This is a genomic window from Nonomuraea sp. NPDC049637 (genome assembly GCF_040675235.1).
Taxonomy (GTDB): domain Bacteria; phylum Actinomycetota; class Actinomycetes; order Streptosporangiales; family Streptosporangiaceae; genus Nonomuraea.
In genome coordinates this window covers 1-16,199 of record NZ_JBFAOM010000050.1, presented here as the reverse complement: position 1 = coordinate 16,199, position 16,199 = coordinate 1, and the positions used below count along the sequence as shown (strand labels likewise).

Annotated in this window: 17 protein-coding genes; 2 read left to right on the top strand and 15 right to left on the bottom strand. The window is 70.5% G+C overall.

What is annotated here, in order from left to right; genetic code table 11:
* Positions 1 to 8 precede the first annotated feature (8 nt).
* From AB0J71_RS41785 to AB0J71_RS41755, 7 genes are read right to left on the bottom strand one after another with little or no spacing between them, the layout of a single operon-like run.
* Positions 9 to 1,460: an oligosaccharide flippase family protein gene (locus AB0J71_RS41785; protein ID WP_364419657.1), complete on the bottom strand. Its 1,452-nt coding sequence runs from the start codon at positions 1,458 to 1,460 to the stop codon at positions 9 to 11.
* The gene (locus AB0J71_RS41780) at positions 1,450 to 2,421 is read right to left on the bottom strand and encodes a hypothetical protein (protein ID WP_352322238.1); all 972 of its coding nucleotides are present in this window, start codon (positions 2,419 to 2,421) and stop codon (positions 1,450 to 1,452) included. The genes AB0J71_RS41785 and AB0J71_RS41780 overlap by 11 nt, the downstream gene beginning before the upstream one ends.
* On the bottom strand, positions 2,418 to 3,695 hold the full coding sequence (locus AB0J71_RS41775) for a DUF4910 domain-containing protein (RefSeq protein WP_352322236.1): 1,278 nt from the start codon (positions 3,693 to 3,695) through the stop codon (positions 2,418 to 2,420). Before AB0J71_RS41775 ends, AB0J71_RS41780 begins: the two co-directional genes overlap by 4 nt.
* On the bottom strand, positions 3,692 to 4,714 hold the full coding sequence (locus AB0J71_RS41770; protein WP_364419655.1) for an SDR family oxidoreductase: 1,023 nt from the start codon (positions 4,712 to 4,714) through the stop codon (positions 3,692 to 3,694). The genes AB0J71_RS41775 and AB0J71_RS41770 overlap by 4 nt, the downstream gene beginning before the upstream one ends.
* A gap of 6 nt (positions 4,715 to 4,720) precedes the next feature.
* Positions 4,721 to 5,374: a PIG-L family deacetylase gene (locus AB0J71_RS41765; protein ID WP_364419653.1), complete on the bottom strand. Its 654-nt coding sequence runs from the start codon at positions 5,372 to 5,374 to the stop codon at positions 4,721 to 4,723.
* Positions 5,371 to 6,144 (bottom strand): glucose-1-phosphate cytidylyltransferase, encoded by a 774-nt coding sequence (locus AB0J71_RS41760; RefSeq protein WP_352322231.1) that lies wholly within the window; start codon positions 6,142 to 6,144, stop codon positions 5,371 to 5,373. The genes AB0J71_RS41765 and AB0J71_RS41760 overlap by 4 nt, the downstream gene beginning before the upstream one ends.
* Positions 6,141 to 7,358 (bottom strand): class I SAM-dependent methyltransferase, encoded by a 1,218-nt coding sequence (locus AB0J71_RS41755; RefSeq protein WP_364419651.1) that lies wholly within the window; start codon positions 7,356 to 7,358, stop codon positions 6,141 to 6,143. The genes AB0J71_RS41760 and AB0J71_RS41755 overlap by 4 nt, the downstream gene beginning before the upstream one ends.
* 305 nt (positions 7,359 to 7,663) lie before the next feature.
* Between AB0J71_RS41755 and AB0J71_RS41750 the strand changes: the two genes are divergently transcribed.
* Complete coding sequence (locus AB0J71_RS41750; protein ID WP_352322227.1) at positions 7,664 to 8,269, top strand: dTDP-4-dehydrorhamnose 3,5-epimerase family protein; 606 nt, start codon at positions 7,664 to 7,666, stop codon at positions 8,267 to 8,269.
* Here the strand turns inward: AB0J71_RS41750 and rfbD are convergent.
* The 8 genes from rfbD to AB0J71_RS41710 form a co-directional block, all read right to left on the bottom strand.
* Positions 8,192 to 9,112: a dTDP-4-dehydrorhamnose reductase gene (gene rfbD / locus AB0J71_RS41745; RefSeq protein ID WP_364419649.1), complete on the bottom strand. Its 921-nt coding sequence runs from the start codon at positions 9,110 to 9,112 to the stop codon at positions 8,192 to 8,194. The genes AB0J71_RS41750 and rfbD overlap by 78 nt on opposite strands.
* A complete protein-coding gene (rfbB, locus tag AB0J71_RS41740; protein ID WP_352322224.1) occupies positions 9,113 to 10,036 on the bottom strand; it encodes a dTDP-glucose 4,6-dehydratase in 924 nt (307 codons plus the stop codon). It lies immediately after the preceding gene.
* A complete protein-coding gene (locus tag AB0J71_RS41735) occupies positions 10,033 to 11,100 on the bottom strand; it encodes a glucose-1-phosphate thymidylyltransferase (protein ID WP_352322222.1) in 1,068 nt (355 codons plus the stop codon). The genes rfbB and AB0J71_RS41735 overlap by 4 nt, the downstream gene beginning before the upstream one ends.
* 2 nt (positions 11,101 to 11,102) lie before the next feature.
* Positions 11,103 to 12,557 carry a sugar transferase gene (locus AB0J71_RS41730; protein WP_352322220.1) on the bottom strand — a complete coding sequence of 485 codons (1,455 nt, stop codon included), beginning with the start codon at positions 12,555 to 12,557 and terminating at the stop codon, positions 11,103 to 11,105.
* A 265-nt stretch (positions 12,558 to 12,822) separates the two neighbouring features.
* Positions 12,823 to 13,173: a hypothetical protein gene (locus tag AB0J71_RS41725; protein ID WP_352322218.1), complete on the bottom strand. Its 351-nt coding sequence runs from the start codon at positions 13,171 to 13,173 to the stop codon at positions 12,823 to 12,825.
* Positions 13,174 to 13,243: 70 nt separating this feature from the next.
* Entirely contained in the window at positions 13,244 to 13,876 is a 633-nt protein-coding gene (locus AB0J71_RS41720; RefSeq protein ID WP_352322216.1) for a GntR family transcriptional regulator, read from the bottom strand.
* Positions 13,873 to 14,757, bottom strand: a complete 885-nt coding sequence (locus AB0J71_RS41715) for an EamA family transporter (RefSeq protein WP_352322214.1) — start codon at positions 14,755 to 14,757, stop codon at positions 13,873 to 13,875. The genes AB0J71_RS41720 and AB0J71_RS41715 overlap by 4 nt, the downstream gene beginning before the upstream one ends.
* A gap of 19 nt (positions 14,758 to 14,776) precedes the next feature.
* Positions 14,777 to 15,154, bottom strand: a complete 378-nt coding sequence (locus tag AB0J71_RS41710) for a hypothetical protein (RefSeq protein ID WP_352322213.1) — start codon at positions 15,152 to 15,154, stop codon at positions 14,777 to 14,779.
* A 518-nt stretch (positions 15,155 to 15,672) separates the two neighbouring features.
* On the opposite strand from AB0J71_RS41710, the gene AB0J71_RS41705 reads away from it, so the two are divergent.
* Positions 15,673 to 16,199, top strand: a 527-nt coding sequence (locus AB0J71_RS41705) for a PIG-L family deacetylase (RefSeq protein ID WP_364419647.1), incomplete at its 3' end; no start/stop codon positions are given.

Here is a 16,199-nt window from a genome sequence, read left to right as displayed (position 1 = left end):
GCCCCGGCTCAGCCGGTCGCCACCTCGCGGATCTGCCTGAACCGGGCGCGCGAGATCCCGACGACCACGTAGACGGCGAAGCCGGCCGCGCCCGCCGCCACGAGCTGCACGAGCACGACGGCGTCCGAGGTCAGCCCGGCGACGAGCCAGGCCGCCGCGCCGCCCGCCAGGCCGCCCAGCAGCAGCCGCGAGACGGGCGCCGCGACCGGCGCGATCACCACGCCCGACCGGTGCAGCTGCCAGACCGCCACGGGCAGTCCGACCAGGAACGCGGCCACCACGTGCCCGATCGCCACGCCCCGGATGCCGCCCAGCTCGGCCCCCAGGTAGAGCGCGGGCAGCAACACGGCCGCCCAGCTCAGGTTCATCCACACGATGCGCCGGGTGACGCCGAGCGAGGTGAGGATGTCGAACGCCAGCGCGGTGAGCATGCGCACCACCATGAGCGCCATCAGGAAGGACAGGGCAGCCGCGGCCGGCTGCCAGCGGGGTCCGTACAGCAGGGCGACGAGCTGCGGCGCGAGCACGCCGATCAGCACCGCGACCGGCGTCACCAGCATGATCAGCATGGGCACGATCTGCTGGACGCGGTCGGAGAAGGCGGCCGGGTTCTCGTCGGCGACCCGGGAGAAGCCGGGCAGCGTGACGTGCCGCAGTGCCTCGCCGATCAGGCCGGGCACCCAGCTCGACACGTTCATGGCCAGCATGTAGTAGCCCAGCATGGTGAGGCCGAGCGTCCTGCCGACGATGACCGCGTCTGCGTTGAGCACCAGGGCCTCCAGCCCCAGGCTGCCGGCCAGCGGCACGCCGAAGCGCAGCAGCCGGCCCGCGATGGCCCGGTCGAAGCCGAGCCGGAAGGGCACCTTGGCCCACCACAGCACCAGCGCCCCGCTGACCAGCGAGTTGGCCACCGCGCCGAGGGCGAAGCTGTAGACGCCCGCGCCGAGCGCCGCCAGCGTGATCGCCAGCGGCACCTGTACGGCGATGCCCATCATGTTCGCCTTGGCGATCATGTCCTGCCGGAAGCCGCGCAACATGATCGCGCTGCGGACGTTGACGAAGCCGTCGATGACGATGATCAGGGTGAGCAGCCGTACGACGGGGGTCGCCGACTCGCTGCCCGCCATGGCCGTGAAGAACGGCGCGGAGAACCAGAACAGCGCGTACACGGTCACGCTGATCGTCAGGACCACGGTGGTCGCGGTGGCCACCATGTCCTCCAGCCTGCCCCGCCACTGCACCACGGCCGCCACGATCCCGGCGTCGTTGACGTAGAACAGGAACTGGTTGGCCGCGAGCGCGACGGCGTACAGGCCGAAGTCCTCGCGCGCGAGGAGGCGGGCCAGCACCAGGCTCATGGCGAAGGTGGCCAGCTTCGAGGCGCCTCTGGCGACCAGCCCCCAGCGCAGCCCCCGGGCCGCCGACCCCGCCCTGGTGCTCTCGACCGGCTCACTCGTCATCCGCGACCCGCTCCAGCCAGATCTCCCGCCAGAACGGGAAGAACTCCCGGGGGCAGTTGAGCGAGTGCACGCCCGCGCACACCACGTCCTCCAGGACGATGCACGGCGTCTTCATCTCCAGCATGCGCCCGGTCCGCTCGTCCAGGCACCGCTCGACCCTGGCGCGCACCCGCGCGGTCGTGCCGCAGTAGCGGGCCAGCTCGGCGTCGAAGTTCATGCCGCGGTTGGACAGCTCCTCGTTGACGGTGTCGAGGATCTCCTCCCTGGACCGGACGCGCACGAGCTCACCGGGTCGCAGGTCGAGCGTTCTCACCGGGGTGCGGCCGCGCACGCTGCCGGTCATGTGCCCCCAGGGCCTGCCCTTGTTGATCAGGATCGCCGCCGGCAGCCGCTTCCTCGTGGCGTGCTGGAACCGGTTGTACAGCCCGATGGCGACGGCCCGCGCCGTCTGGCCGAGGCCGGCGTTGCCCGTGCGCACGTCGGCCACGAACTGCTTGACGTCGGCCATCGGCAGCGGCTGGGGCGCGGCTCTGAGCAGCTCGGTCGCCTGGCAGGAGTACCGTGCGCAACCGTCTTCGCCGGGGGGCTTGCGGGTGTTGACCTCCAGCAGCGGCAGCAGCCGCGAGTCCGGCACGGTGTCGGGCGGCGGATCGCCCGCCTCGACCCGCCGGATCCAGGCCGTCTTCCAGTACATGGAGCAGGCCGTCTGGCAGCCGCCGTGCGCCGCGCCGTCGCAGCGCGCGGAGACCAGGTGCACGGCGTCCTCCATGCGGCGCAGGCCCGTCTTGTACAACGTGTCGCACAACTTGTGCGCCACCTTGTGCACGGTGAGGCGCTGGCCGCAGAACTTCACCATCTCCGGCATGAACGGCAGTCCGTCCAGCTCGCCGTTCTCGTCCAGGGTCGCGAGGATCTCGGCCTCGCCGCGGACCTCCACCAGATCGCCCGCGCGCAGGCTCATTCCGTGCATTCCGCCACCAGTTCCGCCTCTCGTAGGCTCTGCGCGGCCTCGGCGATCGCGGCGAACGGCAGGCCGGACCGCTGGGCCACGTCGAGCAGCGTGTTGTCTCCGTCGGAAAGGTTCAGCACCCAGAGCATCGCCAGCTGCGCCTGTTTGGTGTCGCTGCGCCCGCCCAGCGCGTCGTACAGCCCGCGCCGGCCGAGCTGCGGCTCCCCGTACGGCCGGAGGTTGACGTAACGCCGGTTGCCTTCGAGCACCGCGAACGTCTCCCAGCAGGTCTCCAGCGTGTCCTCCAGCGACTCCGGCAGCACGAAGTCCGGGTCGTCGCCGGAGGTGTGGTACTCGGGATAGCTCGCGTAGGTCGAGCGGGTCAGGGAGCCGACCGGCAGGTCGAAGCCGGGCGAGCAGTACTGCCGCTCGTCGTAGCCGTAGGGCGAGAAGTCGAGCGTGGAGTGCGGCCGGCCCGAGGAGGCCAGCACGTACGCCATCGCCCGGTCGATCTCGGCGTCGCCGCGCCTGCTGCGCTTGTAGGTGAGCGCGCCGGCGTCTCCCGCGCAGGCCAGCACCAGACCGTGCCGGACCCGCCCGGCCGCCTCCCGGTTGCGGGCCAGCCAGGTGATCGAGCCGATGGTGCCCGGCGCGAACAGGAACCGGTAGGTGTGCCGCGGGCGGGTCCCGGCCAGCCGCCGGGCCAGCCAGACGGCCACCGCGATGCCGGCGAGGTTGTCGTTGGCCAGCGAGGGATGGCAGGTGTGGCAGGAGATCAGCACCTCCTCCTCGCTTGCGCCGGGCACGACGTGCTCGGCGTAGGTGAGGTGCCCGTCGGCCAGCGTGGAGTCGATGACGACCTCGTAGTCGCCGTCCGCCAGGCCGTCCAGGGTCTCCTGGCGCAGGCAGAAACCCCAGTCCTCGGCCCAGTAGCTGGTCCGGTACGGGACGAGGTCCGGCTGGTCGGGCAGCGTGTGCAGGCGGCCGCGCAGCTCGCGCAGCGGCATCGTCGCCGAGACCGGGACGCTGTAGCCTACGACGTGCAGGTTGGACTCGGCGAAGTCGACGACCTTGCGCCCGGCGGGGTCCCGGACGTAGGCGTCCCGGATGTTCCACTCGCGTGGCACGTGCCAGTCGAGCACCGGGGTCCCGGTGGGCACCTCGTACACCTTCAGCGGCAGATGCTCGCCGATGACATCGAGGGTGGCCCTGACCCCGTCGCCCGTGATGCTCCTGCACAGCGGGTAGAGGCGTCTCACCAGCTCGTGCATCTCCTTGCCGCTCACTGTGGCCGCAGCTCCCCGTCCACCGTGCCGTCGGCCTGCCGGTCGGCCAGCCGGGCCAGCCGGGTGAACCGCCGTTCGAAGCCCTGGCTGGTGAGGCCGTGGCGGCGGTAGGCGTCGATCAGCTCGATCGCGCCCTCCTTCACCGTCCAGCGGGCCTCGTAACCGGGGAGCGCGGCCCGCACCCGGGAGAAGTCCACCCGGTACGAGCGCGGGTCCGCCCCCGTCTCCCCCGTGATGACCAGCGTCGATCCCGGCACCGCCGCGACCACGGCGGCGGCGATCTCGGCCACCGTGACGTTGTTCTGCTCGCTGCCGACGTTGAACGCCCGCGCGTGCACGGCCTCCCGGGGAGCGGTCAGCGCGGCCGCGAACGCCTCGGCGATGTCGAGGGCGTGCACGAGCGGCCGCCAGGGTGTGCCGTCGGACAGCACCCTGACCTCACCGGACAGGTGGGCGTGTCCCACGAGGTTGTTGAGCACGATGTCGGCGCGCAGCCGGGGGGAGAAGCCGAAGGCCGTCGCGTTGCGCAGGAAGACCGGGGTGAAGTCGTCGTCGGCCAGGTCGAGCAGCGCGTCCTCGACCCTGACCTTGGACTCGGCGTACGGCGTCAGCGGACGCAGCGGCGCGTCCTCCGTCACCAGCTGCCCGCCTCCCGACGAGCCGTAGACCGAGCAGGTGGAGGCGTACAGGAAGCGCTTGGCCCCCGCCTCACGGGCCAGCCGGGCCAGCCGGACCGAGGCGTGGTAGTTGATGTCGTAGGTCAGCTCGGGCGCCAGCGAGCCCAGCGGGTCGTTGGACAGCGCGGCCAGGTGCACGACCGCGTCGAAGCCGGCCAGCGCCTCGGCGGGCACGTCGCGCAGGTCGGCGGCCAGCCCGAGCGGCTCGGGTGGGGGCGGGCCGAGCACGCAGTCGGCGAACAGGCCCGAGTCGAGGCCGGTCACCTCGTGCCCGGCCGCGGCCAGGACGGGGGCCATGACGGTGCCCAGGTAACCCTGGTGCCCGGTCAGGAGTACACGCATGTCCGGCTAGCCTCCGGCTGTGAGGTCGATGACGAGTTTGCTGGCGTGGAAGGCCTCGGCGTACCTGGCGCCGCACTCGATGCCGCGGATGCGGGCCAGGCCGATGAACGCCTCCGGGTCGTACCAGGGGCGGTGCCGCTGCGAGGGGTAGTGGCGCTGGAGCAGGGCGACCTTCTCCCGCGCCACCTCGGGGCGCAGCGGCTGGTAGAGGGAGGGACGTCCGAGGTCGCCGTCCCATTTGACGATCTCGTAGCCGAGCGTCAGGTGGTCACGGAAGGTGGTGGGCACGAGTTCGGCCACGCCCCGGTGGTCCTGGTGGGCGTCGGCCCGGTGCGGGGCGAGGATCAGGTCCGGGTCGCTCGCGCGGCGCAGCTCCTCCAGCGCGTCCTTGGCCTCCTGCCAGTACGCGGGCAGCCGGCCGTCGGGCAGCTTGAGCACGTTCAGCCGCAGGTCGGCGTCCGGGCAGAAGGCGGCCAGCGCCGCCCTCTCCTCCTCCTCGCGCCCGGTGCCGCCGCCGGACAGCACGAGCGCGTGGATCCGTAGTCCGGGGCGGGCCGCGCAGAGGGTGAGCAGGGTGCCGCCCGCGCCGATCGCGAGGTCGTCGCAGTGCGCGCCGAGCGCGACGACCTCGCCGAGGCGTGCCGGGAGGAGCCCGATCATCTCTCCCACAAGGCCCACGGCCGATCGCCGCGCGAGTAGGCCTCGTCCAACTCGACGCGCTGGTTGACGGTGTCGGTCGGCCGCCAGTACCCGCGGTGCCGGTAGGCCGTCAGCCGGCCGCGCTTGGCCAGCTCCACGCAGGCGTCACCGACCAGGTCTCCGTTCTCCGGCAGATGGTCGAAGACCTCCTGGCGCAGGACGAAGTAGCCGCCGTTCACCCAGAGCGGCATCTCGCTGACCGGGACGATGTCGCGGGCCAGCCCGTCGTCGGTGACGTCGATGCAGTGGAAGGTGCCGGGCGGCGGCACCACCATCATGGACGCGCCCGCGTCCGCCGCCATGAACCTGTCGATGACGTCGGGCAGCGGGGCGTCGGTGAGCACGTCCGCGTAGTTGGCCAGGAAGACGTCCTCGCCCTCCAGGTAGGGGCGGACCCGGCGCAGCCGCTCCCCGATCGGCGACTGGATGCCGGTCTGCACGAAGGAGATCGACCAGTCCGAGGTGTCCTGGGAGAGCATCTCGACCTCGCCCTTGCGCAGCACGAAGTCGTTGGAGAGCGTCTCCCGGTAGTTGAGGAAGAACTCGGTGATGTGCTGGGCGCCGTAGCCGAGGCAGAGAACGAAGTCGGTGTGCCCGAAGTGCGCGTAGTAGCGCATCACGTGCCACAGAAGCGGACGGGGGCCGACGAGCTGCATCGGCTTGGGCACGTCTCCCGGCGCGCCGCTGCGCATGCGGGTGCCGTAACCGCCACAGAAGAGCACGACCTTCATGGCGCGACCTCCAGTGACGGGATGGGGAAGACCAGCCGTCCACCCCATTCGCGGACGTAGGAGAGTTGTTCGAGGAGTTCGGTCCGCAGGTTCCACGGCAGGACCAGCACGTAGTCGGGCCTGTCCTCGGCGATCTTGCTGGGCGGTAGCACGGGGATGCGCGTGCCGGGCGTGAACCTGCCGTGTTTGTACGGGTTGCGGTCCACCGTGTAGGCCAGCAGGTCCGGACGGATGCCGCAATGGTTGAGCAGGGTGTTGCCCTTGCCCGGGGCGCCGTAGCCGACCACCGTCTTGCCCGACTCGGCCGCGTCGATGAGGAACTGCAGCAGGTCGCGGCGTACCTTGGCCACCCGCTCGCCGAACTCGGCATAGCCGCCGGTCTCCGCCAGCCCGGCGGCCTTCTCCCTGTCCAGCACGTCGGCGACGCGTGGCCCCGGGCCGGCGGCCGCCTCTGCGGGCCTGGCCCACAGCCGGATGGAGCCGCCGTGCGTCGGCAGGAGCTCCACGTCCACCAGGGTCAGTCCGCCCGTCGCCAGCGCCCGCTGGGCCGAGGCGACCGTGTAGTACTGGAAATGCTCGTGGTAGATCGTGTCGTACTGGTTCAGCTCCATGAGCGTGAGCAGGTGCTGCACCTCGATGGAGACCCAGCCGTCGTCGGCGACGAGCGCGCGCAGCCCTTGCGTGAAGCCCACGATGTCGGGCACGTGCGCGTAGACGTTGTTGGCCACCACCAGGTCGGCCGGCCCGTGCTCGGCCCTGATCGCCGCCCCGGTCTCCGGGTCGAGGAACGCGGTGAGGGTGGGCACGCCCCTGTCCCTGGCGGCCTGGCCCACGTTCGCCGACGGCTCGACACCCAGGCAGCGGACGCCGCGCTCGACGACATGCCGCAGCAGGTAACCGTCGTTGCTCGCCACCTCGACCACGAAACCGGGGGCCAGGCGGTCGAGCGCGGAGTCGGCGAACCGCCGCGCGTGCTCGACCCAGGAGGCCGAGTAGGAGGAGAAGTAGGCGTACTCCGTGAAGGTGTCCTCCGGCCTGATCAGCGGAGGGAGTTGGGCCAGCCGGCAATCGGTGCAGACCCGTAGGTGCAGGGGGTAGGTGGGTTCGGGCTCGTCGAGCTGTTCCTCGGTGAGGAACAGCTCGCACGGAGGCGTGGCGCCGAGATCGACGACGCTCGCCAGCCGGTCCGAGCCGCACAACCGGCACCGCCTCACCGGCCTCGACCTCTCTCACACTGGTACCGACGAGCCATGGTCCCTCCCCAATGACAGGCGTTCTGGATTCAGGTGAATTTCTGGGACGTGCGGTTCGGCGCGGTTCATCTGCCTTCTACGGCCGGGTGGCGAAGGAAATAAATTTCGCGGCCGGCGAGCACGACCGCGAATTCCGCGACGGGCATGCGGTGCCGGGTGCTCATTTGACGCCGGCCCCTTACCCGCGCCAACTGACATTTCGCGGCCATGACCACAGGCGTTACAGGCACTGGTCGGAACGTTCCCGCTGTGCCATCATCCGCCTCATGGACCCCCTTGATCTCGCCGGTGCCCGGCTGTTCAGCCCGCGTATCCACGGTGACCACCGCGGGTCGTTCCTTGAATGGTTCAAGAGGGACGAGCTCGACCGCCCCATGGAGGTGGCCCAGGCCAACTGCTCGACCTCCTTCAAAGGCACCCTGCGCGGCGTGCATTTCTCCAGCGTGCCGCCCGGACAGGCGAAATTCGTGACGTGCGTGTCCGGGAAAGTGCTCGACGTCGTCGTGGACGTGCGCACCGGATCGCCCACCTTCGGCCGTTCGGTGACCGTCGAGCTCGACGACCGGCGGCGGCAGGCGGTCTACCTCGCCGAGGGCCTCGGGCACGGCTTCTTCGCGCTCAGCGACACCGCCACGGTCGTCTATCTGTGCTCCACCCCCTACACGCCGAAGATGGAGCACGGCATCCACCCGCTCGACCCGGCCCTCGGCATCGCCTGGCCGGCCGGCATCGAGCCCGTCCTGTCGGAGAAGGACGCCGCGGCGCCCACGCTGGCGCAAGCAGCCGAACAAGGTCTACTGCCCTCCTACGCCGACTGCCTGGCCCATTACGGGGTCCCAACCGGCCAGCAGGTGGGGCCAGGCGGCGGATAAGGCGGCGCGCCACTCGCGCATCGGCGTCACCGTCCCCCAGGCGTCGTGGCCCAGCACGCTGTAGGCGGGGCGGGGCGCGGGCCGGGGGAAGGCGGCGGAGCCGACCGGCTCGACCAGGCCGGGGTCGGCCCCGGCCAGCGAGTAGACCAGCCGGGCCAGGCCGTACCAGCTCGTCCGGCCCGTGCTGGTCGCGTGGTAGACGCCGGGCCGGGCCTGGCCGCGGCCGAGCAGGATCAGCCGTTCGGCCAGGTCCGCGGTCCAGGTGGGCTGGCCGAGCTGGTCGTCGACCACCCTCGCCGGCCTGCCCGCCGCCGCCATCGCCGCCATCGTCCGGGTGAAGCTGCGCCCGCGCGCGCCGTAGAGCCACGCGGTGCGCACGACGTAGTGTCCGTGGCCGAGGGCGGCACGCTCACCGGCCAGCTTGGACCTGCCGTACGCGTTGATCGGGCACGCCGGGGCGTCCTCCGGGTACGGCGTGCGCGCCGTACCGTCGAAGACGTAGTCGGTGGAGGGCTGCAGCAGCCGCGCTCCCCTCTCCGCGCACACCCGGGCGAGCCCGGTCACCGCGGTTCCGTTGACGGCCATGGCCCCGGCCTCGTCCGCCTCGGCGCCGTCCACGTCGGTCCAGGCGGCGCAGTTGACCACCACGTCCGGCTCGGTCGCGCGCACCGCCGCCGCCACCGCCGCCGCGTCGCACACGTCGAGCTCCGCCCTGGTGAACGCGGCCACCCGCGTGTCCGGCAGGGCGCGCAGCAACCGCGTCAGGTCGTGGCCGAGCATCCCGCCCGCCCCCGTCACCAGCCACGTCAGGGCGGCGCCGGGCGCCGCCTGCTCTCGCGTCACCTACGCCCACCAGGCCCGGTTCTCGTGGTACCACCGCACGGTCTCCTTCAGGCCCTGCTCGAAGGAGATCTGCGGGCGGAAGCCCATCGCGCGCAGCTTGCGGTCGTCCAGCGAGTAGCGCCGGTCGTGGCCCTTGCGGTCCTCGACGTAGGCGACCAGGTCCCAGCTCCGGCCGCAGGCTTCGAGCAGGCGGCCGGTCAGCTCCTTGTTGGTCAGCTCGGCCGTACCGGCGATGTGGTACACCTCGCCGGACTGGCCCGCCTCCGCGACCAGGCGGATCCCGGCGCAGTGGTCCTCGACGTGGATCCAGTCCCGGACGTTGCCGCCGTCGCCGTAGAGCGGCACCTTCCTGCCGCGCAGGAGGTTGGTGATGAACAGCGGGATGAGCTTCTCCGGGTACTGGCGCGGGCCGTAGTTGTTGCCGCACCGGGTGACGCTGACGTTCAGCCCGTGGGTGACGGCGTACGCGCGGGCCAGCATGTCGGCGCCCGCCTTGGACGCCGCGTACGGCGACCGCGGCTGGAGCGGCGCGGACTCGTCCCAGGAGCCGATGTCGATCGAGCCGTACACCTCGTCGGTGGAGACGTGGACGACCTTCGGCACCCCCGCCTCCAGGCACGCCTGCAACAACGTCTGGGTGCCCAGGACGTTGGTGCGCACGAACTCGGCTGCGCCCGCGATCGAACGGTCCACGTGCGACTCGGCGGCGAAGTTCACCACCAGGTCGTGCCCCGGGACGACCCGGCGCAGCAGGTCGGCGTCGCAGATGTCGCCGCGGACGAACGCGTGCGGCACCCCCTCCAGGTTGGCCAGGTTGCCGGCGTACGTGAGTTTGTCGAGCACGGTCACGTCGGCGTCACGCAGCCCTCGGACGAAGTGGGACCCGATGAATCCCGCCCCTCCGGTCACCAGAATCCTCTTCATGTACCGATCTGCACCTTGCTGTGATCGCCCAGCACGAGACGGTGGGCCTTGGGTGTGTTGAGTGAGGCGGTCACCTCGACGTGGTGGCCGATCAGCGAGGACTCGATCCTGCCCACCCCGGTGAGGGAGGCGCCGGGCATCACGATCGAATATTCCAGCTCGCTGCCGCTGACCAGGCAGTCGGCGCCGACGGATGTGAACGGGCCGATGTAACTGTCCGCGACGCGGGTGCCCGGCCCGACGATCACCGGGCCGACCAGGCGGGAGCGCTCCACCACGGCGCCGGCCTCGACCACCACCCGGCCGACCAGCTCGCTGGCCTCGTCCACCAGGCCCTCGGCCCGCGCTTCGAGCGCTTCGAGCACCAGCCGGTTGACCTCCAGCATGTCGGTGACGTTGCCGGTGTCCTTCCAGTAGCCGGTGATCACCGACGAGTCGACGGCCATGCCCGCCTCGATCAGCCACTGGATGGCGTCGGTGATCTCCAGCTCGCCCCGCCACGACGGCTTGAGCTCCGCGACCGCGGCGTGCACGGCCGGGGTGAACAGGTAGACGCCGACCAGGGCCAGGTCGCTCTTGGGCCGGGCCGGCTTCTCCTCGAGGCCGACCACCCTGCCCAGGCCGTCCAGCTCGGCCACGCCGAACTGCGAGGGATCGCCGACCCTGGTCAGCAGGATCTGCGCGGCCGGCCGCCGGGCGGCGAACCTGTCCACCAGCGCGCCGATCCCGCCGACGATGAAGTTGTCGCCCAGGTACATGACGAAGTCCTCGTCGCCCAGGAAGTCCCGTGCGATGAGCACGCCGTGCGCCAGCCCCAGCGGAGCGCTCTGACGCAGGTAGGTGACCTGCAACCCGAACGCCGAGCCGTCGCCGACGGCGGCCTCGATCTCCGGCTGGGTGTCGCCGACCACCAGGCCGACCTCCTGGATGCCGGTCTCCGCGATCGCCTCCAGGCCGTAGAACAGCACCGGCTTGTTCGCGACCGGCACCAGTTGTTTGGCCGAGGTGTGGGTGATGGGCCGTAGCCGTGTACCGGATCCTCCGGCGAGCACGAGCGCCTTCACTGCTAGTAAGCCCCTTCTCCACGGGTGACGACGGACCAGGTCTTCCAGAGGATCTGCAGGTCGAGAATGAGCGACCAGTTCTCCACGTATCGCAGGTCGAGACGGACGGACTCCTCCCAGCTCAGGTCGGATCTGCCGCTGACCTGCCAGAGACCGGTCATGCCCGGCTTGACCACCAGGCGGCGGCGCACGTCGGTCCCGTACCTGGCGACCTCGTCGGGCAGCGGCGGTCTCGGGCCGACCAGCGACATCTCACCGCGGATGACGTTGAGCAGCTGGGGGACCTCGTCCACGGAGTACTTCCGCAGGAACGCGCCCACCCGGGTGATCCGTGGATCGTGCCGCATCTTGAACAGCACGCCGTCGAACTCGTTCGAGTCGAGGAGTGTGCCCTTCAGCCGCTCAGCGTCAGCCACCATCGTACGAAATTTCACGACCCTGAATTCGGCGCCGTCCTTGCCGATCCTGGTCTGCCGGAACAGCGCGGGCCCGTCGCTGGTGCTCCTGATCAGCAGCGCGACCAGCAGCAGCGGCATGGCGAGCAGGAGCAGGGCCACGCCGGCGACCAGGCGGTCGAAGACCGACTTGACGAAGCGCCTGGCGCCGTCGAACTCCGGGTGCTCCACGTGCATCAGCGGCATGCCCGCCACCGGCCTGATGCTGATGCGCGGCCCCGCCACGTCCAGCAGCGCGGGGGCGACGAACAGGTCGGTCCTGGTCGGCTCCAGGCTCCAGGCGAGCCTGCGCAGCGCGGCGCCGTCCAGCTCGGGACAGGCCAGCACCGCCACCGCGTCGGCGCGCGCGTCCGCGACCACGTCCGCCACATCGTGGAACGAGCCCATCACCGGGACGCCGTCGAGGTCGATGTCGGGATCGCCGGTCGGCAGGCAGGCTCCCACCACCTCCATGCCGTGATAGGGCTGGCGGCGGAACTGCACCATCAGGTCGAGGATCGAGTCCCGATGGCCGACGGCGATGACCTGGCGCATGTAGTCGCCGCTCACCCGCCGGCGGTGCAGGTATTTGCGCATTCTGTAGCGGAAGTACAACGTCGAGAGCAGCGCCATCGGCAGCATCGCCATGACGAAACTCCGCGCGACGGCGGTCTGCGTGGCATAGGCGCCGATCGCCACCGCCGCCATGAGGCCGATCCCGCCGTTGAAGACCGCCTTGAACTCCTCCGTTCCTTCTCCGTTGGCCCGCTGCCGGTAGGCGCCGCCGAACACGAGCGCGACCGGCCAGGCCAGTACCAGAACGAATCCGAACACGAACTCCTCGAAAGGAACGTACGCGTCGTCGAGCGCTCGAACTCCAATCACTCCGACACACGCCGCGAAAGCGCAGGTAGTGTCCCCGAGCAACAGAAGTCGCGAGTAGGCTCGCGTCCAGATACTGGACGAATGACGCGGTACGGCCTCAAGGAGCACGACAGCGGACTCCCCAGTCCCCACCCTCATAGAAACCACCCTGATGACTCCGTACACCGCTGTACATGACGTCTCTTGAGCCACATGGGTTGACATAGCCCATGTCTGATCAAGGGCGGCGGCCCCCACTAAAGGGTAAAGATCAATCCGAAGCAGGGAAATACCGAGCAAATGTCCACAATCGGACGAAGGTTAGTTGACAAGAGACCTTGACGGAACGGTCCAAAAATGCAACGCCCGCGAGGGGTAAATGTGAGGTTTAAGGCGATATTTCGGCAGGTGACGCCGTAACGGCCTAGTCGTACTCCAAGTCCGGCAGCGCGCTGGGCGGGTCCGGGCTGCGCCAGACGACCACGACGGCGTCGCCGGCCGAGTCGGCCGCCAGGCGGAGACGATCGACGTCGAAGTCGGGCAGGTACCTCAGCCGGGCCAGGAAGGTGGCGTCCGTCGCGCTGCGCGGGACCACGCAGCCCTCGCCGTCCCGATCGAGCAGGATGTAGTGGATGTCTTCCCCGGAGGCGGCGACGACACGGATCTCGACCACGTCCTCCCACGCGAGGGCTTCGACGCTCCCGTCCGCGTAGTGACGAGTGACGCCCTCTTCCGTGACATACACGTAGGAGTCCGGCATCGCATTGCCGTGCATGGGCGCGATTCTTGCGAGTCGCGGGCGGATCACGCAAGGGTTCGTCCTGAATGCCCCGTCCGAAGGACGGTCAGCCGTCCGTTTCCTGCCCCCACGAGTGGTTGAGGTGCGCGGCCACCGCCGCCCGCGCGGCGTCCTGCGGCCCGTCGGCGATGGCGTCCAGCAGGGCGCGGTGCTCGCGGACCAGCACGTCGCGGTCCTTGTACACCTGCTTGAGCCGCACCAGGCCGAGCCTGGTCTCGGCGGCGAGACCGGCGTAGAGACGTTCCAGCCGGGGGCTGCCCACGGCCTCGATGAGCGCCTGGTGCAACGCCATGTGCTCGGCCACGACCGCCGACCACGGCGCCTGCTCCGGCAGGCCGTCCATCCTGCGCAGCGCCGCCTCCGCCGGCTCGACCCGGCGTCCCGCCACGGCCCTCGCCATCAGGTCCTCCAGCGGCCGGCGCACGTACATGAGGTCGTCCAGGTCCGAGATCGTCACCTCGGGGACATAGGCGCTGCGGTTGCGCTCGCGCCTGAGCAGCCCCTCGTGGACCAGCATCGCCAGCGCCTCGCGAACGGTCGGCCGCGCGACGCCGTACGCGGCGGCGATCTCCTGCTCAGGCAGGGATGTGCCCGGCTCGATCTCGCCCGACAACACCCTGGTGCGCAGGGCGCCGGCCAGCGCGTCGACGGCGGAGACTGGTTTGAGGGACAACGTCACGGCTGTGACTCTAACGCCCCCGCCCGCGCCTTATCCGGTACGGCCACCGCGACGAGCCCGATCGCCATCAGCACGAGCCCCGCGACGGAGACCAGGCCGAGGTGCTCCCGCAGCACCACGACGCCGAGGAGCGCCGCGACCGCCGGTTCGGCGAGGGCCAGGGTCGCCGCCGTGGCGACCGGGGTGGTGCGCAGGCCGCGGCCGTACAGGAAATAGGACAGTGCCGTGGTTCCCAGGCCGAGATAGGCGACGGCGATCAGGCTCTCCGGCTCGGCCAGCCACTCGACGCCGGTCAGCAGCAGGACCGGCAGCATGATCAGGGCCGCCCCGCCGAACAGGACGCCCATGACGGCGCCGGACGCCGCGCCCCCGCTGATGGCCCGCGCCGCGGTGACGGCGTAGAAGGCGTAGAGCAGTCCGCCGAGCAGGGCGAACGCGACTCCGATGACCACCTGACCGCCCGCGACCTGGCCGCCCGCCGGGTCGCCGCCGACGATCAGGGCCGCGCAGCCGCACACGGCCGCGGTGGTCGCCAGCGCCCACCGCGCGTCCGGCTTTCTGCGGTGCAGCAGCCAGGACAGCAACCCGGTGAAGACCGGCCCGCTGCCGATCGCCGCCACCGTTCCGATGGCCACGCCCGTGCGGCTGACGGCGGCGAAGAAGCACAACTGGTACGCGGCCACGGCGGCGGCGGCCAGCAGCAGGGAGGGGGTGATCGTGCGCCGCAGCCCGGACCCGGCGAGCAGGGCGAGCGCCGTGCCGCCGACGACCAGCCTGGCCGCGGCCAGGGCGACGGAGTCCGCGGAGACCAGCAGCCCGGCTGTGCCGGCCGTGCCCCACAGCACGGAGGCGCCCACGACGGCGAGAGGACCGTTCTTCATGCCAGACATTGTCTGACAACTATACAATATCCTCCAGTAACTGGTCGATCAGCCGACCCGACGCCGCCGCCACCTCCCCCGCGTGGTCCTCCAGCACCGCCAGCGCGTCCTGGATCGCCGGCGCGCTCGCGCGCGGCAACTCCAGCAGCACATCGCTCTCGACCGTCACCGAACCGTCCACGTGGAAGGCGTCGCCGGCGACCGCGACGGAGACGGCGAAGGACACCTCGCGCCCGTCGGGAAGCGTGAACACGGTTCCGACCCTGACCCCGGCGGGCGGGACGAAGAAGGAGAACGGGGTGCTGCACACGAAGGGGTGCCGCGACTCGGCGAGAACCACCGCGGCCCGGCTCAGAGTTTCCAGCAGGCCCGCCGCGGCCAGACTCTCTCCATTCACGTCCGAAAGCCTAGATCAGGGCACGCCACGCCGACCACTCGTGTCCATTCGCATGCGTGCCGGCCGGGAATACCGGCCCTCGGCGTCCGTTTCCGTCGGGCTGCGGGGAACGAATGGAACCGTCCGGAATTCCGCAGCGCCGGCCCGCGGGCGCGTGACCGCATTCACGGCCGCCGGAGCGATCCCGCGATCACGGAACGCCATGGGCCGCGCCATATTCGCCCGTGGATTGTCGGGAACGTTTTCGTACCGACGGGAAAGGCGTGGCCGAAAACCGCGAGGCAACCGTTTTCCCGTGCGGTCCGTGCCATAACATTGCCTTACTCGCGGCGCGAGTTACGCAGTTGTTATCTCTTTTCCCCTTGCTCGCCAATTACGGGCTGATCAGCATCGGCTTCTGGGCACGCAACGACGGCCCGGAGGACCTGGTGGGGGGAGCACACATGCGCAGAAACGCGTTCACGTCCTTATCCGTTCGGCTGACTGCCTTGGCCGTGGCACTGGTCACGCTGATCCCGATGACCGGAGCCGGAGGCACCGCCTCGGCCACCACGGCGGGCGACCAGTTCATGCAGGTCGTCGCGCACGAGGACGACGACCTGCTGTTCATGAACCCCGACATCCACGACTCCATCCGGTCGGGGCAGTCGAGCGTGACCGTGTTCATCACCGCCGGCCAGCTCACCGGGCTCGGCAGCACCGACGAGCAACGCGCCCGCAACCGGCAGCGCGGCATCCAGGACGCCTACGCGCGCATGGCCGGGGTGCCCGACGCCGACCCCCATGCCCAGGAGGAGTGGAGCCGCGACGCCTGGTCGCTGGCCGGCCGCCAGGTCGAGAGGTACACCCTCACCGCCGAACCACGGGTCCAGCTCGTGTTCATGAACCTGCGCGACGACCAGCTCGGCTGGTTCACCGTCGTGGACGACTTCGTCGATCACACGATCATCCCGCAGGGCAGCCTGGTGACCCAGTCGTACACCTACGCCTACGACGACGTGGTCGCCGTACTGCGCGGCCTGATGCAGCATTACCAGCCCACCGT